This is a genomic window from Acetobacter orientalis, from assembly GCF_000963965.1.
GTDB classification, from domain to species: domain Bacteria; phylum Pseudomonadota; class Alphaproteobacteria; order Acetobacterales; family Acetobacteraceae; genus Acetobacter; species Acetobacter orientalis.
Genome location: NZ_BAMX01000010.1, coordinates 17,991 through 42,333 on the forward strand (window position 1 = coordinate 17,991; position 24,343 = coordinate 42,333).

Consider the following 24,343-nt stretch of genomic DNA (forward strand, 5'->3'; position numbering starts at 1 on the left):
CTTGCCTAAAGGTTCTGATATGCCCTGCCCCTTAGGGTACGGGGGGCAAGGTGCTATCAACGGTAATGGGTTTATCGCTTTTCAGTAACGCCTTAACTTCTTCCTCACTCGCTACGGCGGGTGGGGAGCCACGCAAGGGTAAGCGGGCCGTTTCTTTCACGCTTAGCATGGTAATAATACCAATAAAGGCTGCCCCCATAAGGTAGTAGGCAGGCATAAGCATGTTGCCCGTGCTTTTAACCAACCATGCCGTAATAAGCGGGGTTGTACCCCCAAATAACGAGACAGAAACATTAAACGCCAAAGACAGCGCCGTATAACGCACCGGCGTATAAAACAGCGCAGGCAACGTTGCAGGCATGGAGCTTGTAAAACACACCAAAGCCAGCCCCAGCAGCATAAGCCCTAAAAAGATAAGCCAGTCATTTTGGCTCTGCACCAACAACAGGCTAGGGATAGAGAGCAACAGCAGCGCAAGGCAGGCCCCAATAATCATGGGGCGGCGGCCCAAGCGGTCGCTAAAAAGGCCCCCTACAATGTTAAGCGGCATCATGACCAGCATAACCAGAATAATAAGTAGCAGCCCTTTGCTTTCTGGGTAGCCAAGGGTCACGCTCAGGTAGCTGGGCATGTAGGTTAGCAGCATGTAGTCGGTTACGTTAAACACCAACACAAGGCCTACACATTTGAGCAATTGCGGCCAATGCACCGCAAACAGGTCTTTCCAACCCGGCTTGTCGTGTTCGTTTTTTTCGGCCTGCTCTGCATAGGCTTGAAAGGCTGGGGTTTCTTCCAACTTCATGCGCATATACAGGCCAAGCAACCCTAAGGGGCCTGCAATCATAAAGGGTATACGCCAGCCCCATGCCAGCATTTGCGCCTCTGTCAGGCTAAGTTGCAGGGCGGTAACCGTACCAGCCCCTGCCACGTAACCCGCCAGCGTGCCAAACTCCAGCCAACTGCCCATAAGGCCGCGCTTACGGTCTGTTGAATATTCCGCAATAAATGTTGCGGCCCCACCGTATTCGCCACCGGTCGAAAACCCCTGCACAAGCCGAGCCAACAACAGCAACACCGGCGCACCAAGGCCAATACTGGCGTATGAGGGAATAAGACCAATAGAAAACGTACCCAGCGCCATAAGCACCATGGTAAAAGCCAGCACTTTCTGGCGGCCATATTTATCGCCCAAGGGGCCAAATACAGCCCCGCCAATGGGCCGCACCAAAAATGCAACGGTAAAAGTGGCAAAGGTTGCCAAGAGCTGTGCCGCGGCATCCCCCGATGGAAAAAAGACACGCCCGAGCGTTACGGCAATGTAGCCATAAACCCCAAAGTCGAACCATTCCATGGCGTTGCCCAACGCTGCGGCCCCTACCGCACGCTTGAGCATTTCTCCGTCTACAACGGTAACATCATCGGGGTGGATATGGCGGCGGCGTTTAAACCAACCAAAATGGGCGTGAGCCGAGTCAGGCTCCGGCATGCGGTTTTTCCTTCTTTCTCTTTTTTACACCGTCAAAACGCAGCGTGCGCACACTTGCACAAACAGCAATTTACCCGTTTTGAAGTCAAAACGAGAACAGCCGCACGACACTCAGGCACTATGATGAGTATATTTTATAACATAAGTTTCCTGAGAAAGAAAAAGTGATAACAAAAAAGCCACCACCACCCCCAGTCCACTCTTGAGTATGCGCATTATTACAGGCGCGATTTTTTCAAATGCTAAAAACTCTCAAAAATATTTTCATAGCCCAGTATGTTTCTTGCAAACTATATTCATAACCACAGGCTTTTGTAGCGCAGATACTCAGCACACGCCCCAAAGCCGCAGAGAAGCCCTCTGGCAAGAATGGACATTCCCTGCGCCCGGCTGTATCGGTCTCAGCCACGCTAAACCGCAAAATATGGAGCAGGTCATGAACATGCCTTCCGGCTCATCTGATGGTGCCATCACCCTTCACCGGAACGACCTGCCAGACGGGCTGACCTTTGGCAGCTCTGTTGCGGTTGATACAGAAACCATGGGCCTTAACCCCCACCGCGACCGCCTGTGCCTTGTGCAGCTTTCTGCGGGCGATGGTACGGCACATCTGGTACAAATTATTCCTGAAAAACTGGGCGGTAAGGGCTATAACTGCCCCAACCTTAAAAAAGTGCTGGCAGACCCCGCTGTCACAAAAATTATGCACTTTGCCCGCTTTGATGTGGCCATTTTGCAGCACGCTCTTGGCATTACCGTAAGCCCGGTTGTGTGCACCAAAATTGCAGCCCGCCTTGTGCGCACCTTTACAGACCGCCACGGTTTGGCCGCTTTGTGCCGCGATATGTTGGGGGTTGAGCTCAGCAAACAGCAGCAGACATCAGACTGGGGAGCCAAAGACCTTAAGCCCGAACAACTGGCCTATGCCGCATCTGACGTTTTGTACCTACATGCTTTGTGGGCCAAAATGGACGCGCTACTTGAGCGCGAAGGCCGCCGTGAACTGGCGCAAGCTTGTTACGACTTTCTGCCAGCGCGCGCCCGATTGGATATGCTTGGCTACGAAGACCCAGATATTTTCTCTCACCGGGCATAACCCGCGCCACACCGGACCAACCCCTGCATGACAGATGCCCGCCAACCCCTAACGCCCCCTACCCCTCAGGAGTTTACAACCCTGAGCGCAAACGCAGTTTTGGTGCTCCAAACTGAACAAAACGGGCTGGCAGCACTGGAGCATGCCCTGCGCGACCCCAACGGACTAGGCGGTGCGTTTGCACAGGCCGTGCTGCTTATTAGCAGCCTGTCTGGGCGGTTGGTGGTAACGGGCATTGGCAAGTCTGGGCATATTGCCCGCAAAATTCAGGCAACTTTAGCCTCTACCGGCACGCCCGCTCTGTTTGTGCACCCCGCTGAAGCCTCTCACGGAGATTTGGGCATGGTGCAGGCAGGCGATGCCGTGCTGGCCTTTTCTAACTCTGGTGAAACAACAGAGCTGGGTGATATTGCCGCCCATACACGCCGGGCAGGCCTGCCCCTGCTGGCTGTAACCAGCCGGGCAGAGTCGTCTTTGGCGTGCGCGGCAGATATTGCCCTCACCCTACCCGCCATGAAAGAAGCCTGCCCCATGGGGTTGGCCCCAACCACCAGCACCACCATGCAACTGGCGTTTGGAGATGCTCTGGCCGTTGCCCTGCTCCAGCAAAAAGGCTTTACGGCGTCAGACTTTGGTACCTACCACCCCGGCGGCAGGCTGGGTATGCGCCTGCGCACCGTGCAAGACCTTATGCGCACAGGCTCCGCCATGCCCCTTGGCCAGCCAGATATGCTGATGCGCGATGTCATTATGGAAATGACCCACAAAGCCCTAGGCTGCATAGGCATTCTAGATCATAATGGGTGCTTGGCAGGGTTAATAACAGACGGAGACCTGCGCCGCGCCCTTGATCTTGACCTCGCCACAACGCAGGCAAAGGATGTCATGAACCGTAAACCTCTTACAGTCGGGCCAGATATTTTCGCCTCTGAAGCGGTGCGGATCATGAACGAGCGTAAACGCCCTGTTACCTCGCTTTTTGTGCTGGATACCGCGCAAAAGCCCCTAGGGGTTGTTCATATGCATGACTTGCTGCGGGCTGGTGTTGGATGACAGAGCCCACACCCCCACGCCCCCCACAGCGTGATGACTTCTCCCGCTCTGAAGAACTAACACGCCAGCACCGTGAGCGCCTTGCGGCCTCTACCCAACGCCGTAACGTGCCCGATGCCGCAGGCCTTGCCCGCCGCCGCACCCTGCTGCGTTGGGCTAAATGGGTGCTGCCTTCTACAGCCTTGCTTCTCCTTGCCTCCATTGCTGTGTGGCCAGAGCTTGACCGGCTCATGAACGCCAACAACGCCATTTTGCGCGACATGGCCAAAGTTAAAGTAGAAAGTGGCAAACTGGTAGGCGCCACCTACCGCGGGGTTGATGACCACAACCGCCCATTCATGATTACCGCCGAAAGTGCACACCAGATTACGCCAGAGCGTATGAACCTCGTTGCCCCCACGGCTGATGTCTTGAGCCAAGGCAATGACTGGATGATGGTACGGGCCTATAAGGGCGTGTACATGCAACATGACGACATGCTCGACCTAACCGGAGAAGTAACCCTGTACCGAGATGATGGCCTGATGATGCGCAGCCCCGTGGCTGACATTAACCTAAAAAGCGGCATTATCGCCTCCAACTCTTGGGTGCGGGCCGAAGGGCCATTTGGCGTGCTGGACGCAAAGAGCTATCTGTTATCCCAACATGATGGCGTGGCCCAGTTTCGTGGGCCGGGCCGCCTCATTCTTAACGACGACCACGGTAGCCACCCACAGGAAGGAAAAGCCTCCTGACCATGCTGCATGCTGCTTTTTTAACGCTGCGCCCCCGGCGCAGTATGGCCGCGCTCCTGCTTAGCTCTGCACTGGGTGCCTTGGCCCCAGCCTGCGCGCACGCCCAGTCCATAGACCTCTCACACGGTGGGCAAATTACCGTAACCGCCCAAGGTGGGTTTGACTGGGACCAAAACCAGAAAAAAGTCACCGCCTACGAGCAGGCCAAGGCTGTGCGCGGTGATGTTACTGTTACTGCTGATAAACTGATTGCCTATTACCGCAAAAAGCAGCCAGAACCCGGCAGCACGGCTAATACTGCCCCAAACGCTGCCCCCCCTGCGGCAACGACTACGCCGGCAGATAAAGCGGCAGACGGGACAAGTGCCGGGCCAGATTCGTCTGGCTCTAACGAAATTTTCCGGCTTGAAGCCATAGGCCACGTGCATATTTACACCCAGACCGACCAAGCCTGGGGCGATAAAGCCGTGTACGACATGGATCAGGCGGTACTGGTTATGCATGGCAACGCCATGAAACTGACCACACCGCAAGATGTGCTCACGGCCCGTGACTCTATGGAATATTACTCCCAACTGCGTATTTCCATTGGGCGCGGCAATGCCACCGTAACCACCAACGACGGCCGCCAAATACGCGCAGATGTACTGGTGGGCTACAGCGCCCCGCCCGATAAAACACAACAACCCGCCACCAAAACAGACACAGCCCAGCAAGATAAAAAAGACACCAAAGGCGACCCGTTGAGCGGTGGCTCTGGCAAACTTGAGAAAGTAAATGCCTTTGGCCATGTGTGGGTACGCACCCAAACAGAAACCGTAACCGGTGAGCGCGGCGTGTACGTGCCCGACACAGGTATTGCCCGCATTGTGGGTAACGTGCACATCACCCGTGGGCCAAACCAGATTCAGGGTGCGGCGGCCATTATCAATATGCACACGGGCCTTGCCACCATGACAGAAAACCCCGGTAGCCGGGTTAGTGGTGTGGTGGTTCCCAATAATAGCGACGGGTCAGACAGGAAATAAAGATGACTCAGGAAATCACCTGGACATCAGAAGAAACAGTTACAGAAACCATTACCGGGCCTGACCCTGTTTCTCAAAATCCACTTCATATTCCGGGCCATGGGCTTTTTGCGCATGGCATTGGCAAGTCTTACAAAAAGCGTGAAGTGGTTAAAGGTGTCTCTATTGAGGTGCACAGGGGTGAAGCCGTGGGCCTGCTTGGCCCTAATGGTGCAGGTAAAACCACCAGCTTTTACATGATTGTAGGCTTGGTGCAGCCAGACACAGGCTCCATTACCCTAGATGGTGCAGACATTACCCAACTGCCCATGTACCGCCGCGCCCGCCTAGGCATTGGCTACCTACCGCAAGAAGCCAGTATTTTCCGTGGCCTGAATGTTGAGCAAAACATTATGGCCGCACTCGAGGTGGTTGAGCGCGACCCAGACAAGCGCGATGCCATGCTGGACGGCTTGCTGAGCGAATTTGGTATTTCGCACCTGCGCCGCTCGCCCTCTCTGGCTCTTTCAGGGGGGGAGCGCCGCCGTTTGGAAATTGCACGCGCCCTTGCCAGCCAGCCCAACTATATTTTGCTGGACGAACCCCTCGCCGGGATTGACCCCATTGCCGTGGGCGAAATTCGTGACCTCGTGTCGCACCTTAAAGACCGCGGCATTGGTGTGCTCATTACCGACCACAACGTGCGCGAAACCCTAGAGGTCATTGACCGTGCGTATATTATGCACAGCGGCCAAGTGTTGATGCAGGGCGTGCCAGAGGAAATTGTTGCTCACGAAGATGTGCGCCGCGTTTATCTGGGTGAAAGCTTCTCGCTCTAACCCAAACCTCCCCCCTTTAGTGCAGGTTAAGGTGGGGCGGTGGTACCTCTATGTGGGGTGCGTCTATTAAGGGTACAGGTGGGGCTGGCGGGGCTTTGCCAACCTTAATTGTGTCAGACACCACATCTACCGGTATCAATACGCGCTGCATGAGCACGCGTGGCTTAGTATGGGTTACGTGCCACATAAATGCGCCGTAAACCCCTACCAACACACAGAGTATAGCCAATTTGGCACGCCACTTGCGGCGCATTTTGGGCATGTTGGCGGGTGGGCTGGAGCGTAACAGCATGGCATCCTGTCTGGGTTGCAGGTCAGTTCTGTGTGTATGCGCTGGCAGCCCCTTATGCAGCAACCCCCAATAGGCCCTTTTTTAGCAGAATATGGCCTTTTCTGGGCGGCGGGAACCATTCCACCAAGGCTGCATTAAAACTGTAACAAAAGCATGGACAGGCACCCCCAAAGCGTGCCCAAATGCTTGTCAGGGCGTTAACAGACTCCTTACTCCTGTTAAAACCCTAACGTCACAAACCGCCTGCGCCTGTCTTAGAGGTCGCATTATGGTCAGACACTCTTTTTCAGGTGCGACGGTCCTGCTTGTAACTGGCAAGGAAGGACATCCCGAATGCATATTCATGTTTCCGGTAAACAGATTGATCTGTCCGATGCACTCAAACATCGGGTCAATGCCCACCTCGGCAACCTTGCGGAACGTTATTTTGACAAGGCCCTAGAAGCCGACGTGACTTTCAGCAAGGCGCGCTCTTTCTTTACGTGCGACATTAACGTGCATGCAGGCCGCGGCCTGACCCTGCGCGGAGAAGGCGAGGCCGCAGATGCCAACGCCGCCTTTGATGACGCCGCCGAGCATATTGCAAAACGCCTGCGCCGCTACCATAGCCGCGTTACCAGCCACGCCCGCACAACCCAAAAAGACGTAGCCCCAGAAATTGGGCGCTCTTACGTCCTAAGCGGCGCAACCGAAACCCCACGCAGCAAAAAAGGGCGCGGTGCCACCGCAGCCCCGCCCGAAGCGTATGATGAGCAGGAAACATTTCCCGCCATTATTGCTGAACACACAACCGATATTCCGCAACTGAGTGTGAGTGAGGCTGTCATGCGGCTAGACCTTGCCGCCTCGAGCATTTTGCTGTTCAGAAACCGTAAAAACCAGCAGATTAATGTGATCTTCCGCCGTGAAGATGGCAATATTGGGTGGGTTGACACAGGCCCGTCCTGACCACCCCCGCTATGGACGGGTTATAGAAAAGGCCAGTGCACACCGCACTGGCCTTTTTGTTTAAGGCAGCTTTTTTAAAGCCACAAAATTACTGAAGGCTGGCGGGTATCATGTCGTTTTGCAAAATAACCCCCCATGCCGTTTCCATATCTTCCACTACGGCCAGAGGTGAGCCATCTGCGGCATGAATAGCGCAGCCTTCTTCACCATCATCGGTTAGGGCTGGGCGAATATACGCCACGTTAGACAAACCCAGTGCCAAAAACTGGTTATCGGAAAGAGAATGGACATCGAGCGGTTTTTCCGCCTGATCGGGTGCAAGAACCACACGTCCGTCTTGGGTGGTGACTCTCATAATACCTCCTTCCCTATTAGGGCCATGCGCCCTAACCAGCGCCTTTAGGGGCAAAGGCGCAGGCAATACGTTAGTTGCTCTCTATGTCTTCAACCCGGTGCAGCATTTGCGTTGCACGGGGTTTAATAGCCGGAGCAGAAGCAGCAGGCGCTTGGGTCTGCGCGGGCTGCCTTATTTCTATACGCTTTACGCGCACCTCAGGTTGCGGCCTAAAGAGGTCTATATGCAACAGACCATTATCAAGCCATGCACCCCCAATTTCTATGCCTTCAGCCAGCACAAAGGCTTTTTGAAACTGGCGTGAGGCAATGCCTCGGTGCAGGTAAATACGTTCTTCACCCTCTTCAACCTGCCGCCCCCGAATCACCAACTGGTTGTCTTCTTGGGTAATTTGCAGGTCGTCCATTCTAAAGCCTGCTACAGCCAGCGTAATACGCAGCTTGTTAGAGGCCATTTGCTCAATGTTATAGGGCGGGTAACCATCGCTGGCCCCTTTACTGGCGCGCTCGAGCATTTGTTCCAAATGGTCGAACCCCAAAAACATAGGGGAGCCAAAAACTCTGCCTGACATATGGGCCTCCTCCTTTCTGAGCGAGACAAAACCAGGCCCGTTATGGCACCCGGTCTTGGTAACGATATGGGACACACACACCAAAACGCAAGCCGGACACCCCTTTAACGCATGGCGCACCGGCACAGTCTGCCCAAAAGTGCGACATATTTCACACGCTCTTTGGCACACCTTATGCATGTTCCCTCTGGCATCTCGGGGCGGGTAACGCTACATCGTGCAGTATGACAAACGCAGCCCAGACAGATGCAGCCATAGCCGCTGCTGCGGCCGATGCCGTACCCATGCCCATTCTTGTTGCGCCCCACCCGGTGTTGCGTGCCAAAGCGCGTGACGTGCGCCCAGAAGATATGGACGAAATTCGCCGTGTTCTGCCCAGCATGTTTGCCGCCATGTATGAGGCACCGGGCATTGGGCTGGCCGCCCCCCAAGTGGGCATTGGCCTACGCTTTGTTATTGTTGACCTAGGCGAGCCAGAAGCACGTGAGCCTATGATCATGATCAACCCCAAGGTCATTGCCGAGGCCGAAACACTGGCCGCGCGTGAAGAGGGCTGCCTGTCTCTGCCTAACCAGTACGCCGAGGTAACCCGCCCCGAGCAGGTGCGCGTACAGTGGCAGTCTGTTAATGGTGATGTGCTGGAGCGTGATGTTGATGGCCTGCTGGCAACCTGTATCCAGCATGAAATAGACCATCTTGAAGGTGTTTTGTTTGCAGACCACCTGTCTACCTTGCGCCGCAACATGCTTTTGCGCCGTTTGGCCAAAGAACAGAAGCTCAAACGCAAATAAAGCCGAAAAGGCCCAAAACCATGCGCCTTGTTTTTATGGGCACGCCAGACTTTGCCGTACCCGCCTTGCAAGCACTGCACACTGCTGGCCACGACATTGTAGCGGTTTACTCCCAACCCCCACGGCCTGCCGGGCGGGGCAAGGCACTAAGGGCTTCCCCCGTGCAGCACGCGGCAGAGCAATTGGGTATTGAGGTACGCTGCCCGGTTTCTTTGCGCAAAAACACACAGGAGTGGGAGGCTTTTGCGGCCTTGCAGGCAGATGCCGCCGTTGTGGCTGCCTATGGGCTTATTTTGCCACAAGTTATGCTTGATACCCCACGCCTTGGCTGCCTGAACATTCATGCAAGCCTTCTACCGCGCTGGCGTGGGGCATCTCCCATTCAAAGCTCTATTTTAGCAGGTGATACCCAAAGCGGCGTTACCATTATGCAAATGGAAGCCGGGCTGGACACTGGCCCCATGCTGCTGCGTGAAAGTGTACCCATTACCGCCCACACAACCGCTACAACCCTGCACGATGCCTTAAGCGCATTGGGGGGCACTTTGGCCGTACAGGCACTAGCTGGCCCGCATGCCGCCGTACCCCAGCCCGAAGCAGGCGTGACCTACGCCCCCCGCCTAACCAAAGAAGATGGCCGCATTAACTGGCACGATAGTGCAGAAGCCATAGACCGCCGCATTCGTGCTCTTACCCCGTGGCCCGGCACCTTTACGCAACTGGCCGATGGGACAGTGCTTAAAATTGGCAATGCCCAGCCCAACCCAACGCAGCAGCATAACGCCCCCCCCGGCACAGTTTTAGATGGCACCCTAACCATTGCCTGCGGCACCGGTACCCTGCGCCTACTGCAACTGCAAAAACCCGGACGCGGCATGATGGAAGCCGATGCCTTTTTGCGTGGCTTTGCGTTGGATAAAGGCACGCTCCTGCATAGCTTACCGGTAGAATGACCCTTTCGGACACACACACACCTGCTGTACCCACTGCCACAGCAGAACTGCTAGAGCACACAGCCACCACCATGGCAGAGCCTACAGCCTACCAACGTTGGGCCGTAAAGCTGGAATATGATGGTACCGGCCTTGTTGGCTGGCAACGCCAGCGTGAAGGAACATCTGTGCAAGGGCTGCTAGAGCAAGCAGCAACCCAAATGGCCAACGGGCGGCCTGTTAGCAGTATTACCGCAGGGCGCACAGATTCTGGCGTACATGCCACCGGCCAAGTAGCCCATCTCGACTTTCCCGCAGATATGGCGCTCCTCCCCCACCGCGTGCGCGATGGCCTGAGCTACTACCTTAAACCCCACGCCGTTGTGGTGCTTGATGCGGCCCCCGTAGCCCAAGACTGGAGTGCTCGTTTTTCTGCCACATGGCGCTCTTACCGCTACCGCATTCTCAACCGCCAATCGCGCCCGGCCCTTGCCGCTACCCACGTGTGGCATATACGCGGCCCGCTTGACCTGGCACTTATGCAAGAAGGGGCCAACCACCTTATTGGCACGCACGACTTTACATCTTTCCGAGCTGTGGCCTGCCAAGCCCATAGCCCCATACGCAGCCTAGATACCCTGCGTATTGAACGCCACGATGATGAAGTCTGGATTATTGCGCAGGCCCGCTCGTTTTTACACCATCAAGTGCGTAACATGGTAGGCACACTCAGCCTTGTAGGCCAAAAACGTTGGAAGCCTGAGCGTATTGCCCAAGCCTTAGCCGCACGCTCGCGCTGTGCAGGTGGCCCCACCGCCCCGCCTGACGGCCTGTACTTAACCGGCGTTGGTTACGAGCCAGACCCCTTTGCCTGACCACCCGACAAAACCCGCCGTACGCATTTTTATAGATGCAGATGCCTGCCCCGTGCGCGATGAAACCTACCGCGTAGCTCACCGCTACAGGGTACACACCTTTGTGGTGGCCAACCAACTTTTAGGTGTACCCGCCTCTGCCCTCATAGAGCGTGTTGTGGTGTCTGAAGGTATGGATGAGGCAGATAACTGGATTGCCGAGCACGTGCACGCGCATGACATTGTTATTTCCTCAGACATTCCGCTCGCTGCCCGGTGCGTTGCCAAAGGAGCCTGTGTGCTTGATGCCAAAGGCCGTATTTTAGATGAAAACGCCATTGGTATGGCTCTGGCTGTGCGTAACCTAATGGACGACCTGCGCTCTACCGGGGTTATTACACAAGGGGGACGCAGCTATAGCAAAAACGACCGCTCCTCTTTTCTCTCAGCACTCGATACCGCTGTGGTAAAAGCCCGCAAACACGCTCTTAACCCTTTAAATAACCGCTTACGCATGCCCCCGTCGGGCCTTTGAGATTTAGACAAGACAGAACGCACTTAAAGCCCGTCTTTAAAAAGCATGGTGAGCCATGCCGTGTTGGCAAAAACGGGACACCCACTTTTAACGTCTTTTTGTAAATGGTGCTTTAGGGGCTCTTATAAAAACAGCCTAGGCTAACCTCGGCCTGCTTTTTATACCTGCAAGCGCTCTCTTTTTCCGCTGATACATCGGGCATTGAGACTACAAGGCTGTCCATACCGTCACAAACAACCTACCAGCCTCTTCCCCCAAATTTTAAAACGGCGGCTTAGCCCGCCTTCATGCTAATGGCGGGCTGCAACAGGTCATTGAGTACCATGTAATGGGGGGGCAACAGGGCCGCCACGGCGTAAAGCGCAAAGGTTGCCAGTAACACAGCCGCATACAGCACAGCCGCACGCAGGCCACTAAGCCCCAGCCCTGCACGGGCCACAAACCACTGCAACCACAGCTCATACACGGCGGCCACAACCACAAGGGCTTTAATAAAGCCAGTTTGCTCCAACAGTGGCGGAAACAAGATAGCCGCCAGCAATGTAGCCACGAGTGTAACCAGCAGTACAATCCAGTTGCTCCATGTTGCTGCGGTAATATAGCGCAACCACAAAGCCCCTCTGCCCCACCGTTTAGCAAAAAAATGCGTGACAACAGCAGGCAGCAAAATGGTGCATAATGAGAGCACCACCTTGGTAGCGCCCATAATTTTATCTGGCACAAAGAAAAGCTGAAAAGCCCCAACCAGCAAAAAGGCCAATTGGGGTGCTAAAGCCGCACCAAATGAGTCTGGCGTGCCAGAAAAATTCTGTATGCCTTCGCGCCGCCCACTAGCGAGCAGCAACATACCCTGAAAAATTTTACGGCCATTACTAGACTGCGTTGAAAAACGAGACATTACGCCAGAACCCCTTCCAGAAAGGTCTGATAAATCTGTGTCAGGGTTTCAAGGTCGGCCACATCAGTATGCTCATCAACCTTGTGAATACTGGCCCCTACCAACCCAAATTCTGAAACCGGGCAGTAATTGGCAATAAAGCGCGCATCTGACGTACCGCCCCCGGTATCGAGCTTGGGGTTCCGGCCGGTAATTTTCTCAATGGCCTGCACGAGTGCCGTTGTTTCTGGCCCCGGTGCGGTCAAAAAAGATTCGCCGCTAATTTTAATATCAACCTTAGCTTTGGGCGCATGCTGGCTGCATATAGTTTGCACCCAACCACTCAGGGCCGCCCCTGTGTGCAGGTCGTTAAACCGGATATTAAGGCGCGCCTGTGCGCTTGCCGGTATAACATTGGTAGCCCCATTCCCAACATCAACACTGGTAACCTGTAGGCTTGAGGGCTCAAAATAGTCAGACCCGTTATCAAGCGGCTGAGCCTGTAGGGCTGCAAGAATGTTTAATAAACGGTGTACCGGGTTATCTGCCCTATGGGGGTAGGCAACATGGCCTTGTACGCCCTCAACCACAATATGGGCATTCAGGCTGCCACGGCGGCCAATTTTAACCATATCCCCCATTGCGGCAGGGTTGGTGGGCTCACCCACTACGCAATAATCAGGTATCTGGCCTTCTTGGGCCATCCATTCCAACACTTTTTGGGTGCCGTAGGTGGCCGGGCCTTCTTCATCACCCGTAATAAGAAAGCTGATAGAGCCAGCAAGCAGCTCTGTTTGTGCAATAAGGCGCGCAACAGCAGCTACAAAAGCAGCAATGCCGCCTTTCATGTCGCAAGCACCGCGCCCGTATAGCACACCCTCGGTTATATGCGCCGCAAACGGCGGGTGCGCCCAGAGCGCCTCGTTACCGGGGGGCACAACATCTGTATGCCCAGCAAAACAAATGTGGGGGCCTGTATGCCCGCGCCGTGCAAAAAAATTAGGGGTACGCTCGGCCCCTTCCCCATAGGGTAGGTGCCACACAGTAAAGCCCAACTGCTCCAGCACGGCACCAAGTAAGTGCTGTGCCGGGCCGGGGTCTGGGCAGACAGAAGGCTGGCGGATCAAAGCCTGAGCAAGTGCCACTGGGTTTGTTGCTACAGGTAAACCCTGCCCTTCACCCATGCTCTCGATGGAGGAAAGGCCAGAAGAAGATCCGCTCATACTTTTGTCTTATGCCCTAACAATTAATCGCGCAGCAGGTCGTTAATAGACGTTTTGGAGCGAGTACGCTCGTCAACACGTTTCACGATAACTGCACACGCAAGCTGTGGGTTAGGTTTGCCATCTGGCCCAACGGGGTTAGAAGATGGCAGCGTACCCGGCACCACAACAGAGTAAGCTGGTACGCGGCCCATAAAGATTTCGCCGGTTGCGCGGTCAATAATCTTGGTTGACGCGCCCAAGAACACACCCATAGACAGCACAGAACCCCGCTCAACAATAACGCCTTCTGCCACTTCAGAACGGGCGCCAATAAAGCAGTTGTCTTCAATAATAACAGGGGCTGCCTGCAATGGCTCAAGCACGCCACCAATACCAGCGCCACCGCTAATATGGCAGTTGCTGCCAATTTGTGCACAACTGCCTACTGTAGCCCATGTGTCTACCATGGTGCCGCTGCCAACATGGGCACCAACATTTACAAAGCTCGGCATAAGCACTGCACCCGGCGCAATATGGGCGGAGTAACGAACCACTGCCCCCGGCACCACACGGAAGCCAGCTTTTTCAAACCGGGCCTGATCCCAACCCTGAAATTTAACGGGCACTTTGTCGTAAGCTGGGCCACCAGCAGCGGCACCCGGCACAACAACGCTATCGTTCAGGCGGAAAGACAGCAGAACAGCTTTTTTCAGCCATTCATGCACAACCCAACCGTTTTCGCTGGGAGCTGCAACGCGCAAACGGCCAGAATCAAGTGCTTCAAGCACTGTTTCAATGGCTTTGCGGTCTTCACCAACGGTGGCGGAAGAAACACGGTCACGTGCTTCCCACAAAGTTTCAATATGCGCGCGGAGAGTTTCTTCAGTCATAGAACACCGTCAGACAAAATGAATATTTACCGGGGCACAACACCCCCGGTACGAAAAAAGAAGGCTGCAAACCATGCGGACAGGGAGTGCTCCTGTCAACGCATGCCTGTGCAAAAGGCACAGCACCATGGCTGATTGCGCATGGTTCTAACCCCAGCCTTGCCCGCTCTAAGCACCCAAAGGGCCTAGAGCAGCGGCAGGCGCTTATTCAGCCCTAATAAGCGTGCCAGAGCCAGAGGCCGTAAACAGCTCAAGCAAACAGGCATGGGGTATGCGGCCGTTAATAATAACAGCGGCTTTAGCCCCTGCCTGCACAGCCTCAATGCAGGTTTCAACCTTTGGAATCATACCACCCGTAATAACGCCATCTGCAATGGCTTTACGGGCCTGCTCGGCAGTGAGTTCGGGAATGAGGTTGCCCTCAGCATCCAGCACGCCGGGTACGTCAGTTAGCATGAGCAAGCGCGTGGCATGCACGGCACCAGCAACGGCACCAGCCGCTGTGTCGGCGTTGATGTTATAGGTTGCGCCATCTTCACCTAAGCCAACCGGGGCAATAACCGGAATAAGGCCAGAGCCAGACAGGGCATAAATAACACGGGGGTCAACCTTTACCGGCTCACCTACAAAGCCTAGGTCAAGCACGCGCTCAATCTGGCTATCTGTATCGCGCACGGTGCGTTGCAGCTTACGCGCAGTTATGAGCTTGCCGTCTTTGCCAGAAATGCCAACAGCCAGAGCCCCTGCTTGGCTAATAAGCTCCGCCACCTCTTTATTGACGGAACCAGCCAGCACCATTTCAATAACATCAACCATATTGGCATCTGTTACGCGCAGGCCATCAACAAAATTGGAGCGGATATCAAGCCGCTTGAGCATGGCGTTAATCTGTGGGCCACCGCCATGCACGACAACTGGGTTAACCCCTACCAGTTTCAGTAACGCAATATCGCGGCCAAAGGTGTGGGCCAGTTCTGGGTCGCCCATGGCGTGTCCGCCATATTTCACCACAATGGTGTCTCCGGCGTAGCGGCGCAGGTACGGTAGGGCACCGGCCAGAATGGCGGCCTCGTGGTGTGGCTCCATAGGAGGGTATTTGGCAAGGGTCATACGCGAAAGATCCTGCTGCTAAAATCTGCCCACAAAAGGCGTTCAGGAAGTCGGAAGGGCAAAGCCCGCAAGCTCGGCACGCAGTGCCTCTATCCCTTCCCCAGCCTCACTGCTGGTCAGAGACAAAAAGGGGCAGGCAGCGGGGTGCTTGGCGGCAATAGCCTGCATGGCCTCCTGCTTACGCGCCATGGCCTGCGGCTTAACCGCATCACACTTGGTAAGCACAATCTGAAAACTCACTGCCGCCCGGTCTAACAGCTTCATCACGTCTATGTCTGTCTGCTTGAGCTCAATACGGGCATCAAGCAGCAACAACACACGTTTAAGCTCTGGGCGGCCACGCAAGTAGTCAAACATCATTTCCTGCCAGTCTTCCTTAACAGACTTGGCAGCCTTGGCGTACCCATAACCCGGCATATCAACCAGCATAAGCCGGTCTGCCAGATTAAAGAAATTAAGCTGTTTGGTGCGCCCCGGCTCTGACGACGCGCGCGCCAAGGCCTTACGCCCCGTAAGCGCGTTAATCAGGCTCGATTTACCCACATTAGAACGCCCTGCAAACGCAATTTCTGGCAAAGTTTGCGGGGGCAGTTGCCCCAGCTTTTGCGCCCCAAAAATAAATTCGCAAGACCCGGCAAAAAGCAGCCGCCCTTCCTCAAGGGCGGCGGTAATCTGGCTCTCGTCTTTCAGCTCTCTAAAAGAGTGTACGGCATCTGGCATTAGTTTTTGCTCACCACCGCTTTTTTATCAGCTGATTTAAAGCGGCCCATAATAATAACCTGCTGCAAGGCGGTCAGAATATTGCTCCAGCTATAGTAAATAACCAGACCAACAGGCTGATGCGCCATAAAGAAGGTAAAGAGCAGCGGGATAAAGCTCATAACCTTCTGCTGCGCGGGGTCCATGCTGGTAGCGCTAGAGCTGATGCGCTGCATCAGGAACATGGTGCCACCATAAATGATTGGCCAAGCCCCAAGAGACAGCAAAGCCAAAAGCTGTGACGGATCAAACGGGATAAGACCAAACAGGTTGAAAATGTTGGTCGGGTCTGGCGCAGAGAGGTCTTTAATCCACCCAAAGAACGGCGCATGCCGCATTTCAATGGTAACATACAGGTCTTTATACAAGCACCAGAACACAGGGGCCTGAATAAACAGCGGCAGGAAGCCACCAAACAGGTTCACCCCTTCCTCACGGTAAAGCTGCATCATTTTCTGCTGCATCACCATCGGGTCGTCTTTGTAGCGGGCGCGTAGCTGGTCAACCTTTGGCTTCAGACGGCTGGTTTTCCATGTCATACGCATTTGCTTAATGGTAAGCGGCAGAAAGGCCAGCTTCACAATCACGGTAAAGGTCAGCAGGGCCAGACCAAAATTACCCATCATGGAATACAGCCAGTCCAGCACAAAAAACACCGGACGGGTCAGGAATGAGAGCCACCCAAAGTCTACCGCTTTCCAGAACATAGGCACATGCAGCGCCTTCTCGTACTGGTCAAGCAGGCGTACTTCTTTGGCACCAGCAAATACATGGGCCTGCACACTCGCACTTTGGCCTGCGGCAACCTGCACAGGGGCTGTGGCAGTAAAGCCTACCTGGTACATGCCGTTTTGCGGCTGGTAGCCATAGGTGCCCACAACTTGCTCAGTTTGGTCTGGCAGCACAGCCATAAGCCAGTATTTATCTGTAATACCAGCCCAACCACCTACACCTTGGTGGCTCCATGCAACATTGTTGGGGGGTACACCATCAGCCTTAACAGACTTGTAAGACCCTTCGTTCAGGCGGCCATCAATAACGGAAATGGGGCCTTCATGCACCAGCATGCCGCCGTTAGTTTCGGGCGTATAGCCACGGTTTACACGGTAGTACGGGTAAAGCGCTACAGCTTGGCCGGTCTGGTTATGCACGCTCTGCGTAACCGTGAACATAAAGTTCTGGTCAATGTTCAATGCAATTTCAAAGGTCAGACCCTGCCCGTTATCCCAGCTTAGGGTTACGGGGTGGGTTGCATCTAAACGGGTGGCATCTGCTTTCCAGAGCGTTGTGGCATCAGGCAAATGCACGGCAACATCTGCCGGCGCGCGCCAGCCAAAATCAATATAGTCCGGCTTGGGCTGGTTGGCGTGGCTAAGCACCCGCACATCTGGGCTGTTGGCGTCTGTTGTTTCACGGTAGTTTTTCAGTACCAGGTCATCCAGACGGGCACCGCGCAGGCTCAGGCTCCCTTGTACGGCGGGGGCATCAATTACCACACGTGTCTCTGGGCCATCTGGCTGGCCAGAGGCCTCTACGCTTTGTGCAGCCGTTGCAGGCTGAGCAGCCTGCCCTTGCGCCCCTGTGCCTTGGGCGGCAGGGGCCGAAATATTTTGCTGAGGGGCTGACGCAACAGGCGCTTTAGGTGCCTGCGGAAAGAAATAGTCAAACCCGATAAGAACCGCGGCTGACAGCAGCGTTGCCAGTATAAGACGTCTTGTATCCATTGCTGGCCAGCTGGCCCCCTTGCACGAAACCTAAAGATTAACACCACCGTAAAGCACGGAGTCTTAACGGCACTCTGGTTGCAGCGCAGGATGAGAAGAAATGCAAGCCGAGAAAACAGACCCCCACCATAATCCAATCTGGATTTATGTTATTTTTGGGCTGTGTGTGTTTTCCTGTCGGCTTCGGCAAGGCACTGAGTTAACGCCTTGCGAAAATCCGCCACCAGGTCCGTAAAAAGACGTTCACCCGTAGCAGCACGACCTATCAAAACAAGGTCAAGACCATTGAGCGGCATTTCGGCTTCTACCACTCTTACCACTTCACGCAACCGGCGGCGAGCCCTGTTGCGTACTACGGCGTTCCCGACCTTTTTGGTAACCGTAAAGCCTACTCGTGCGGCTTCCGAATCTTTGCGCCGGAAAACTTGTAGAACAAGACCCCGCACAGGTGCTTTACGCCCCCGCGCAGCCAGAAAGAGAAACTCTTTGCGTGTTTTCAGGCGCTGGGAACGTTCTAACGGCGCCCCCGCCCCTTCTGGGCCTTTATTCCGGTGCATGATACCGGATAACCGGTAAAGACTTAAGCAGAAAGACGCTTACGGCCTTTAGAACGACGGTTAGCAATAATACGACGGCCACCAACAGTTGCCATACGTGCACGGAAACCATGACGACGTTTGCGAACCAGCCGGGACGGTTGATAAGTGCGCTTCATTACAGCACTCCCTTTTTACTATAGAGGACATGCAGGCAGCACTAAACCACCTACCCAGATCAGGGGCGGCTTATACTGTTCAGACTTGCACCCGTCAATCATAAGGGCAGAGTCTTGGCACTGCTTTTATCGCTTAATTCTTAAAAAGAGTGTTTTCTATGCGCCATACAGCTTCTTACTCCGCCATTTTGGCCTCTCTTTTCTGCCTGCCAGTTCTTGGTGCACTGGTTTCTGGGGTGCTGGGCCTTTCTTTTCCTGCAGGGATACTGCCCGTTGTTTTGGCCGCCCTTATTGGCGCTGGCATTGGGTATTTTTTACACACAAAAACGCCCCCACAAATGCAGGAGTCGCACACAGCCACGCCTCCGGTTCAGGCTCCCGCTCCCATCACATCTGCGGCACTCAGCGGGGCTGAGCCAGACCCCAAACTCCGCCACGATATTAAAGGCATTATTTCCCCCGCCATGTTGGCTATTGAGCAGCTAGAAACCAGCACAGACCCCACGGTGCAAAAAGCTGCCACAACCGTAAATGCCTCTTTTGACCGGCTATTAGCGCGGCTTAAACAACGCTCATCCTAAAAAGCATCATAAAAAAAGCCGCCAGACTATACTGGCGGCTTTTGTAAGCAATAGTGCACAGGCAGTGGTTATTCTGCCCGCTCTATCAGTTCTATTTTATAACCATCGGGGTCTTCAACAAAAGCAATAACCGTTGTGCCAAATTTTACCGGCCCAGCCTCTCGCGTTACCTTGCCTCCCCCCTCACGCACACGCTCAACAAGGGCAGCGACATCAGGCACCCCTATGGCAAAATGGCCAAAGCCCGTGCCCACATCATATCCGTTATCCTGCCCCCAGTTATAGGTCAGTTCAATTTCTGCCTGCCCTTGGGCATTATCGCCAAAACCTATAAAAACCAGCGTATAACGCCCTTCTGGCACGTCTCTACGGCGCAGTTCATGCATACCCAGCAGCCGGTAAAAGGTGAGACTTTGCTCAAGGTTACGTACACGCACCATAGTATGAAGGTAGCTTGGCATTTTGATACCCTTTCTTCTCAGCTCTCTTTTGCACGCAGATCATTTTCAAACGCAAAGTAGGCGTTCACAAAACGTTTGCGCGCCCACGTAGAAAATTTGGCGCCCACCCAGCCCAAAGGCCACGCATTACGGCACACACCTGCGCCCCTGCGGTCAGGAGAAACATGCGTAGCGCAAACGCAGCCAAAAGCCAGACCAACCGCTCACACAGCAAAATGTGTTGGGTCGATCGCTATTAAAAACAGTCCAGCTTTATCAGCCTCGGCAATACAGCCGTCTCGGTCTGTCATAAGGGTGTTAGCAGCTTCAAACGCTACCCCTCGCAAACCTGCCTTGCTGGCGTTGCGTAAGGTTGAGGGGCCGATGGTTGGCATATCTGCCCGTTTGTCTTGCCCTGGCTTTAAAAGCTTCACCAGAACCCCCCCAGCGCCGGGCTGGTGGCACTCGCCAGCGCGTGCAAGCATTCGGTCTGTTCCTTCCATGGCTTCTACCGCCAATACAAGGCCATTTTGCACGACACACCCCTGCCCTATATCCAAGCAGCCGAGTGCCTGCACCACCTCTATACCGCGTTGAATATCCTGCCGTGCAAGGCTATCTGGTGCGACGCAGCCCAATATACCGGGTTGCGCTACAGCAGCCGATAAAAACTCGTGCGCGCCACGTACTGTAAAACCTTCCTCGCCCAAAATACGCACAAGGGCGGCCAAAAGCCCATCATCTCCCGCAAACAAAGCACGCCCTAGGCGCGCAAGAATACGCGCCCCTTCCGTATCTGGGCAAAGGCTCCGTAAAGACGGGCGGCGAATAGGCCCAATCAACACCAGATCGGAACATTTATGGGTATGCAAAAGAGAGAGCATGCGCCCAGCAGCCCCCAACCGCACCATTTCATGCGGCCATGGGGCAAGTTGCTCAGGCTCTGCAAAGCCATCAAAACCAATAATAAAAACAGAGCGCCCTTGCGCACGGGCGGCCTCTGCTACCTGAGCTGGTAACGGGCCACCTCCTGCCAGAATACCAACCCCACCCACAGCCCAGCTCACGCGCCTTCGGTTTCTGCCGTACTATAGTCACCCCGTGCAATACGCACTAAACCACGCCGGCTTGGGGCATCAATAAAGGCCAGAATTTCTTTAATGCGTGGGTCTGCCCCAAAGTCACGCCGCACTGCTTCAAGCCGTGTTGCAAACGTGCCCTCTTCGTCCACTTTCGGGTAAAGTGTAAAATACGCCTTACGCATACGGTGGATCTCAGCAGATTGTACACCGTTACGCCGCAGCCAGATCCAGTGTAGGCTAACCAGGCGCGCACGGTTACCCAGCACACTGCCGTAGGGGATAACGTCTGCCTCTACCCCGGCAACGCCCCCCACAAGTGCTGCATGCCCAATACGCACAAACTGATGAATAGCCGCAGACCCCATAATGCGCGCATCATCATCAATGACCACATGGCCCCCCATAACCACGTTATTGACAATAATAACGCGATTACCCAACCAACAGTCGTGTGCTACATGGGCATTAGCCATAATGAGCACATCATCACCCACATGGGTAAGACCACTGCCTGACGCTGTACCACGGTGAATGGTCACATGCTCGCGCACAACAGTCCGAGCGCCCACCTCGCACCGAGTTGGCTCGCCTTTATATTTTAAGTCCTGCGGGGCCATACCAATGGTGCAAAACGGAAAATAACGAGACCCCGCACCTAAGCGGGTATGCCCATCAACCACTACGTGAGAAATAAGCTCTGCGTTGTCTTCAATGACTACGTGCGGGCCAACCGTGCACCATGGCCCTATAGAAACGCCCCTGCCAATTTGGGCCTCTGGCGCAACAATGGCAGTGGGGTGAATGACGGTTGCCCTGTTTTCCTGTACGGCATGCACCATCTCAACTCCTCTTATGCCTGTTTTGCATAGTTCGACATGTACCAGAAAAATGCAAAACAAAGTTGCGCAGAAAACAGGCGCTTTCTGGGCAACCTATTGTAATATGTCTAACAGAAGCGGAAAAATCTCCCACTTTTAGCCCATAATCATGGCACTAAAAGAAGCTTCAGCCACAGTTTGGCCGTCTACCTTGGCTTCCCCACGGAATTTCCAAACATTGGCACGGTGGCGTTCTTTTTTGACATGAATACGCACTTGGTCACCTGGCTCTACCGGGCGGCGGAACTTAGCGCCATCAATCGTCATAAAATAAACCAGCTTACCTTCAAAAGCTTCACCCAGCGTCAAGACCACAAGGGTTGCAGCGGTCTGTGCCATAGCTTCAATAAGCAGCACACCTGGCATAACTGGGCGCTCTGGAAAGTGGCCTTGAAAGAACGGCTCATTAACCGAAACATTCTTAATGCCAGTCGCCTCTTCTCCCAGAACAATATCCACCATTCTGTCGATAAGAAGAAAAGGATATCTGTGCGGAATCGCTTGCATAATGCGGTTGACATCAATTTTGTCGATTGTCTGCACGCTCTGCTGCGACTCTTGTTTCGTCTCCACGTCCCCTAGACCACCCTTCTCGGCCAGAAAAATCTGGCGTTTGTTTACGCTTTATCCGAACTGCCTTGCGCAGATCCGGATGCTTTTTTAGCCAATTTACGCAATACTGCAACATTGCGGAAAAATTCACGGAAAGGCATAGCTGGGCTGCCTATAACATCTGCGCCGCTTTCAACGTCAGACATTACACCACACTGCGCACCAATGCGGGCTTTTGCCCCTATACGAATATGGCCAATTAAACCCGCTTGCGCCGCAACAGTCACAAAGTCTTCCAGCACGGTAGAGCCAGAAATACCCGCCTGGGACACCACAATACAGCAACGCCCCAACCGGGCATTATGCCCAATCTGCACCAAATTATCGAGACGAGAGCCTGCCCCAATAACCGTATCGTTCACCGAACCGCGATCGATAGTTGTATTGGCTCCAATTTCTACATCGTGCTCGATAACAACCCGGCCAAGCTGTGGCACGCTTTCAAAGCCATCTGGCCCGACAGCAAAACCAAAGCCGTCTTGCCCAATACGCGCCCCCGGTAACAAAATAACCCGCTCACCCAATACAGCATGAGAAAGCGTTACATGGTTACCAATGCGGCAGTCTGCTGCAATTTGTACACCCTGACCGACAACAGTATGAGCGCCAATAATGCTGCGCGCACCTATCTCTGCCCCTGCACCAATAACGGCAAACGGCCCGATTTCGCACGACGGATCAATCTCAGCTGTCGGGTCAACGCAAGCTGAGGGATGAATACCCGGCTTAGCAGGTTGTAAGGGGTGGAAAAGCCGCGCAACCCGCGACCACGCCAAATATGGCGAAGATGAAACAAGTGCCGCACAGTGTGCTGGCACTTTTTCTGCAAAAGCAGATGCAACAATAACCAGACCTGCCTGCGTTTGCTCAAGCAAGGGCGCGTAACGTCGGTTGTCTAGAAAACTGACATCACGCGGGCCTGCGCTTTGTAGCGGCGCAATACCGCTAAAGCTTGCCCCATCCAACTGTCCCTGCTTGGGCAGCTGGAGCGTCGCCCCTGCTGCTTGCGCAAGTGTTTGTGCATCAAACGGCCCAGAGCGCACAAAAAAACGTGCATTCGCTGGGCCCGAAGGAGAAGGCTGGGGCGCTGCCATGCTTATTTTTTCGGGCTAGCAGCAGGTGTCACCGCTGGTGCCGGGCCAGTAGCGGGTAGTTGCTGTTGGTCAGCATCTGCCGTTGTCGGCATTTTACCAGATTTTGCCAGCTCTTCTGGGTCAACATTCGCTTCAGGAATGAAAACGGCAGGCAGGATCGTATTTAGCTGCTTTGCCACTTCATTCGTAATATCTTGCCCATCAACATGCAAAGCAACTTGCTCGCTATGCAGCACAAGGTTCATACCATGTGCACTGGCCACTTTCTGGATAACCTGCACCAACTCACGCTCAATCTGCCCCAGAGAAACCTGAGCCGCTTCCTGAATAATACGGTTGCGGTTTCTAAACGTCTGCTGAGCCTTCATAACACGGCTTTGCAGGTTACGCTCACGGGACTGGATCTGGTCAGAGGTCATAGACTTAGCCTGAGCCTGCAATTTCTGCTGCTCATCACGCCAACCAGCCTGCTCTTTTTGCAGGTCTTGTGCCAGTTCATCACGCCGAGCACCAAGAATGCGCTCAACCTGCGCTGCAGCAGAAGACTGGCGCATAACGCCAGAAACGCTGATCACCCCAATAATAGCCTGTGGTGGGGCAACACTTTTAGGCAGCTCAGGTGCGTTAGGAATAGGCGGCAGTGGCAGAACAGGTGAGCCCTGCTCTGCTTCTTCGCTATCCGTGGCCGGGCCAGGCACCCCAACCGGCGCTGTCGCGGCTGCACGATGCTGAGGGTGTGCCGCAGGTGCTGGCGCTGGCTGAGAGGCTTTCGGTACGAACCAGCCACCGCCAGAATTTTGCGCCTGCGCAGAAGGTGTTACGACAACAGAAAAAGACAGGAGAGCCGCTCCGAGAAGGGCCTTTCTGTATGAATAGGGCATTC

Annotated in this window: 30 protein-coding genes; 12 read left to right on the forward strand and 18 right to left on the reverse strand. The window is 54.5% G+C overall.

The features are described from left to right. Nucleotides 1-31 precede the first annotated feature (31 nt). Nucleotides 32-1,486, reverse strand: a complete 1,455-nt coding sequence (proP, locus tag Abor_RS03760) for a glycine betaine/L-proline transporter ProP (RefSeq protein WP_048840514.1) — start codon at nt 1,484-1,486, stop codon at nt 32-34. A 442-nt stretch (nt 1,487-1,928) separates the two neighbouring features. Here proP and Abor_RS03765 point away from each other — a divergent pair, with 442 nt between their 5' ends. The 5 genes from Abor_RS03765 to lptB are packed head-to-tail and all read left to right on the forward strand — an operon-like array spanning nt 1,929 to nt 6,215. Beyond that, nucleotides 1,929-2,582 (forward strand): ribonuclease D, encoded by a 654-nt coding sequence (locus tag Abor_RS03765; RefSeq protein ID WP_086552290.1) that lies wholly within the window; start codon nt 1,929-1,931, stop codon nt 2,580-2,582. A gap of 27 nt (nt 2,583-2,609) precedes the next feature. Further along, entirely contained in the window at nt 2,610-3,635 is a 1,026-nt protein-coding gene (locus Abor_RS03770; RefSeq protein ID WP_048840515.1) for a KpsF/GutQ family sugar-phosphate isomerase, read from the forward strand. Then, on the forward strand, nt 3,632-4,369 hold the full coding sequence (gene lptC / locus Abor_RS03775) for an LPS export ABC transporter periplasmic protein LptC (protein ID WP_048840516.1): 738 nt from the start codon (nt 3,632-3,634) through the stop codon (nt 4,367-4,369). The genes Abor_RS03770 and lptC overlap by 4 nt, the downstream gene beginning before the upstream one ends. A gap of 2 nt (nt 4,370-4,371) precedes the next feature. Then, nucleotides 4,372-5,397 carry an LptA/OstA family protein gene (locus tag Abor_RS03780; protein ID WP_048840517.1) on the forward strand — a complete coding sequence of 342 codons (1,026 nt, stop codon included), beginning with the start codon at nt 4,372-4,374 and terminating at the stop codon, nt 5,395-5,397. A gap of 2 nt (nt 5,398-5,399) precedes the next feature. Further along, entirely contained in the window at nt 5,400-6,215 is an 816-nt protein-coding gene (lptB, locus tag Abor_RS03785) for an LPS export ABC transporter ATP-binding protein (protein WP_126621154.1), read from the forward strand. A 16-nt stretch (nt 6,216-6,231) separates the two neighbouring features. Here lptB and Abor_RS03790 read toward each other — a convergent pair whose 3' ends face one another. Then, nucleotides 6,232-6,507, reverse strand: a complete 276-nt coding sequence (locus Abor_RS03790) for a hypothetical protein (RefSeq protein WP_048840518.1) — start codon at nt 6,505-6,507, stop codon at nt 6,232-6,234. A gap of 333 nt (nt 6,508-6,840) precedes the next feature. On the opposite strand from Abor_RS03790, the gene hpf reads away from it, so the two are divergent. Continuing rightward, nucleotides 6,841-7,455 (forward strand): ribosome hibernation-promoting factor, HPF/YfiA family, encoded by a 615-nt coding sequence (hpf, locus tag Abor_RS03795; protein WP_048840519.1) that lies wholly within the window; start codon nt 6,841-6,843, stop codon nt 7,453-7,455. A gap of 88 nt (nt 7,456-7,543) precedes the next feature. On the opposite strand, the gene Abor_RS03800 is transcribed toward hpf, so the two are convergent. Further along, entirely contained in the window at nt 7,544-7,810 is a 267-nt protein-coding gene (locus Abor_RS03800; protein ID WP_048840520.1) for a DUF1150 family protein, read from the reverse strand. 70 nt (nt 7,811-7,880) lie between these two features. Further along, on the reverse strand, nt 7,881-8,381 hold the full coding sequence (locus tag Abor_RS03805; RefSeq protein WP_048840521.1) for an Hsp20 family protein: 501 nt from the start codon (nt 8,379-8,381) through the stop codon (nt 7,881-7,883). Between the two features lie 224 nt (nt 8,382-8,605). Here Abor_RS03805 and def point away from each other — a divergent pair, with 224 nt between their 5' ends. The 4 genes from def (at nt 8,606) to Abor_RS03825 (ending at nt 11,493) form a co-directional block, all read left to right on the forward strand. Then, the gene (def, locus tag Abor_RS03810; protein ID WP_048840522.1) at nt 8,606-9,172 is read left to right on the forward strand and encodes a peptide deformylase; all 567 of its coding nucleotides are present in this window, start codon (nt 8,606-8,608) and stop codon (nt 9,170-9,172) included. Nucleotides 9,173-9,192: 20 nt separating this feature from the next. Next, complete coding sequence (gene fmt, locus Abor_RS03815) at nt 9,193-10,125, forward strand: methionyl-tRNA formyltransferase (RefSeq protein WP_048840523.1); 933 nt, start codon at nt 9,193-9,195, stop codon at nt 10,123-10,125. Between the two features lie 71 nt (nt 10,126-10,196). Next, nucleotides 10,197-10,979: a tRNA pseudouridine(38-40) synthase TruA gene (truA, locus tag Abor_RS03820; RefSeq protein ID WP_048840669.1), complete on the forward strand. Its 783-nt coding sequence runs from the start codon at nt 10,197-10,199 to the stop codon at nt 10,977-10,979. Then, nucleotides 10,972-11,493: a YaiI/YqxD family protein gene (locus Abor_RS03825; RefSeq protein ID WP_048840524.1), complete on the forward strand. Its 522-nt coding sequence runs from the start codon at nt 10,972-10,974 to the stop codon at nt 11,491-11,493. Before truA ends, Abor_RS03825 begins: the two co-directional genes overlap by 8 nt. A gap of 274 nt (nt 11,494-11,767) precedes the next feature. On the opposite strand, the gene Abor_RS03830 is transcribed toward Abor_RS03825, so the two are convergent. The 3 genes from Abor_RS03830 to dapD all read right to left on the reverse strand — a co-directional run bounded on the left by Abor_RS03830 (nt 11,768) and on the right by dapD (nt 14,465). Further along, nucleotides 11,768-12,391, reverse strand: a complete 624-nt coding sequence (locus tag Abor_RS03830; protein ID WP_048840525.1) for a hypothetical protein — start codon at nt 12,389-12,391, stop codon at nt 11,768-11,770. Continuing rightward, nucleotides 12,391-13,554, reverse strand: a complete 1,164-nt coding sequence (dapE, locus tag Abor_RS03835) for a succinyl-diaminopimelate desuccinylase (RefSeq protein WP_048840670.1) — start codon at nt 13,552-13,554, stop codon at nt 12,391-12,393. Before dapE ends, Abor_RS03830 begins: the two co-directional genes overlap by 1 nt. A gap of 62 nt (nt 13,555-13,616) precedes the next feature. Continuing rightward, nucleotides 13,617-14,465 (reverse strand): 2,3,4,5-tetrahydropyridine-2,6-dicarboxylate N-succinyltransferase, encoded by an 849-nt coding sequence (gene dapD, locus Abor_RS03840; protein WP_048840526.1) that lies wholly within the window; start codon nt 14,463-14,465, stop codon nt 13,617-13,619. A gap of 86 nt (nt 14,466-14,551) precedes the next feature. Between dapD and Abor_RS13210 the strand changes: the two genes are divergently transcribed. Next, nucleotides 14,552-14,683: a hypothetical protein gene (locus Abor_RS13210; RefSeq protein WP_261767199.1), complete on the forward strand. Its 132-nt coding sequence runs from the start codon at nt 14,552-14,554 to the stop codon at nt 14,681-14,683. Here the strand turns inward: Abor_RS13210 and argB are convergent. From argB to rpmH, 5 genes are all read right to left on the reverse strand, one after another. Further along, nucleotides 14,670-15,575, reverse strand: a complete 906-nt coding sequence (argB, locus tag Abor_RS03845; protein WP_048840527.1) for an acetylglutamate kinase — start codon at nt 15,573-15,575, stop codon at nt 14,670-14,672. The two genes, Abor_RS13210 and argB, sit on opposite strands and share 14 nt — an antisense overlap. Before the next feature lie 42 nt (nt 15,576-15,617). After that, a complete protein-coding gene (gene yihA, locus Abor_RS03850; protein WP_048840528.1) occupies nt 15,618-16,295 on the reverse strand; it encodes a ribosome biogenesis GTP-binding protein YihA/YsxC in 678 nt (225 codons plus the stop codon). After that, on the reverse strand, nt 16,295-18,058 hold the full coding sequence (gene yidC / locus Abor_RS03855; protein WP_048840529.1) for a membrane protein insertase YidC: 1,764 nt from the start codon (nt 18,056-18,058) through the stop codon (nt 16,295-16,297). Before yidC ends, yihA begins: the two co-directional genes overlap by 1 nt. Nucleotides 18,059-18,207: 149 nt before the next feature. Further along, nucleotides 18,208-18,615: a ribonuclease P protein component gene (gene rnpA, locus Abor_RS03860; RefSeq protein WP_048840530.1), complete on the reverse strand. Its 408-nt coding sequence runs from the start codon at nt 18,613-18,615 to the stop codon at nt 18,208-18,210. 23 nt (nt 18,616-18,638) lie between these two features. Then, nucleotides 18,639-18,773: a 50S ribosomal protein L34 gene (gene rpmH / locus Abor_RS03865; RefSeq protein ID WP_006559468.1), complete on the reverse strand. Its 135-nt coding sequence runs from the start codon at nt 18,771-18,773 to the stop codon at nt 18,639-18,641. A gap of 158 nt (nt 18,774-18,931) precedes the next feature. Between rpmH and Abor_RS03870 the strand changes: the two genes are divergently transcribed. Continuing rightward, on the forward strand, nt 18,932-19,354 hold the full coding sequence (locus Abor_RS03870; protein WP_048840531.1) for a hypothetical protein: 423 nt from the start codon (nt 18,932-18,934) through the stop codon (nt 19,352-19,354). Nucleotides 19,355-19,422: 68 nt separating this feature from the next. On the opposite strand, the gene gloA is transcribed toward Abor_RS03870, so the two are convergent. The 6 genes from gloA to Abor_RS03900 form a co-directional block, all read right to left on the reverse strand. After that, the gene (gloA, locus tag Abor_RS03875) at nt 19,423-19,815 is read right to left on the reverse strand and encodes a lactoylglutathione lyase (protein ID WP_048840532.1); all 393 of its coding nucleotides are present in this window, start codon (nt 19,813-19,815) and stop codon (nt 19,423-19,425) included. Between the two features lie 203 nt (nt 19,816-20,018). After that, nucleotides 20,019-20,861: an LpxI family protein gene (locus tag Abor_RS03880; RefSeq protein WP_048840533.1), complete on the reverse strand. Its 843-nt coding sequence runs from the start codon at nt 20,859-20,861 to the stop codon at nt 20,019-20,021. After that, nucleotides 20,858-21,715, reverse strand: a complete 858-nt coding sequence (gene lpxA, locus Abor_RS03885) for an acyl-ACP--UDP-N-acetylglucosamine O-acyltransferase (protein ID WP_048840534.1) — start codon at nt 21,713-21,715, stop codon at nt 20,858-20,860. The genes Abor_RS03880 and lpxA overlap by 4 nt, the downstream gene beginning before the upstream one ends. Nucleotides 21,716-21,850: 135 nt before the next feature. After that, nucleotides 21,851-22,297: a 3-hydroxyacyl-ACP dehydratase FabZ gene (fabZ, locus tag Abor_RS03890; protein ID WP_256940292.1), complete on the reverse strand. Its 447-nt coding sequence runs from the start codon at nt 22,295-22,297 to the stop codon at nt 21,851-21,853. 74 nt (nt 22,298-22,371) lie between these two features. Beyond that, nucleotides 22,372-23,460 carry a UDP-3-O-(3-hydroxymyristoyl)glucosamine N-acyltransferase gene (gene lpxD, locus Abor_RS03895; RefSeq protein WP_048840536.1) on the reverse strand — a complete coding sequence of 363 codons (1,089 nt, stop codon included), beginning with the start codon at nt 23,458-23,460 and terminating at the stop codon, nt 22,372-22,374. A 2-nt stretch (nt 23,461-23,462) separates the two neighbouring features. After that, nucleotides 23,463-24,341 (reverse strand): OmpH/Skp family outer membrane protein, encoded by an 879-nt coding sequence (locus Abor_RS03900; protein WP_278368268.1) that lies wholly within the window; start codon nt 24,339-24,341, stop codon nt 23,463-23,465. Between the last annotated feature and the right edge of the window lie 2 nt (nt 24,342-24,343).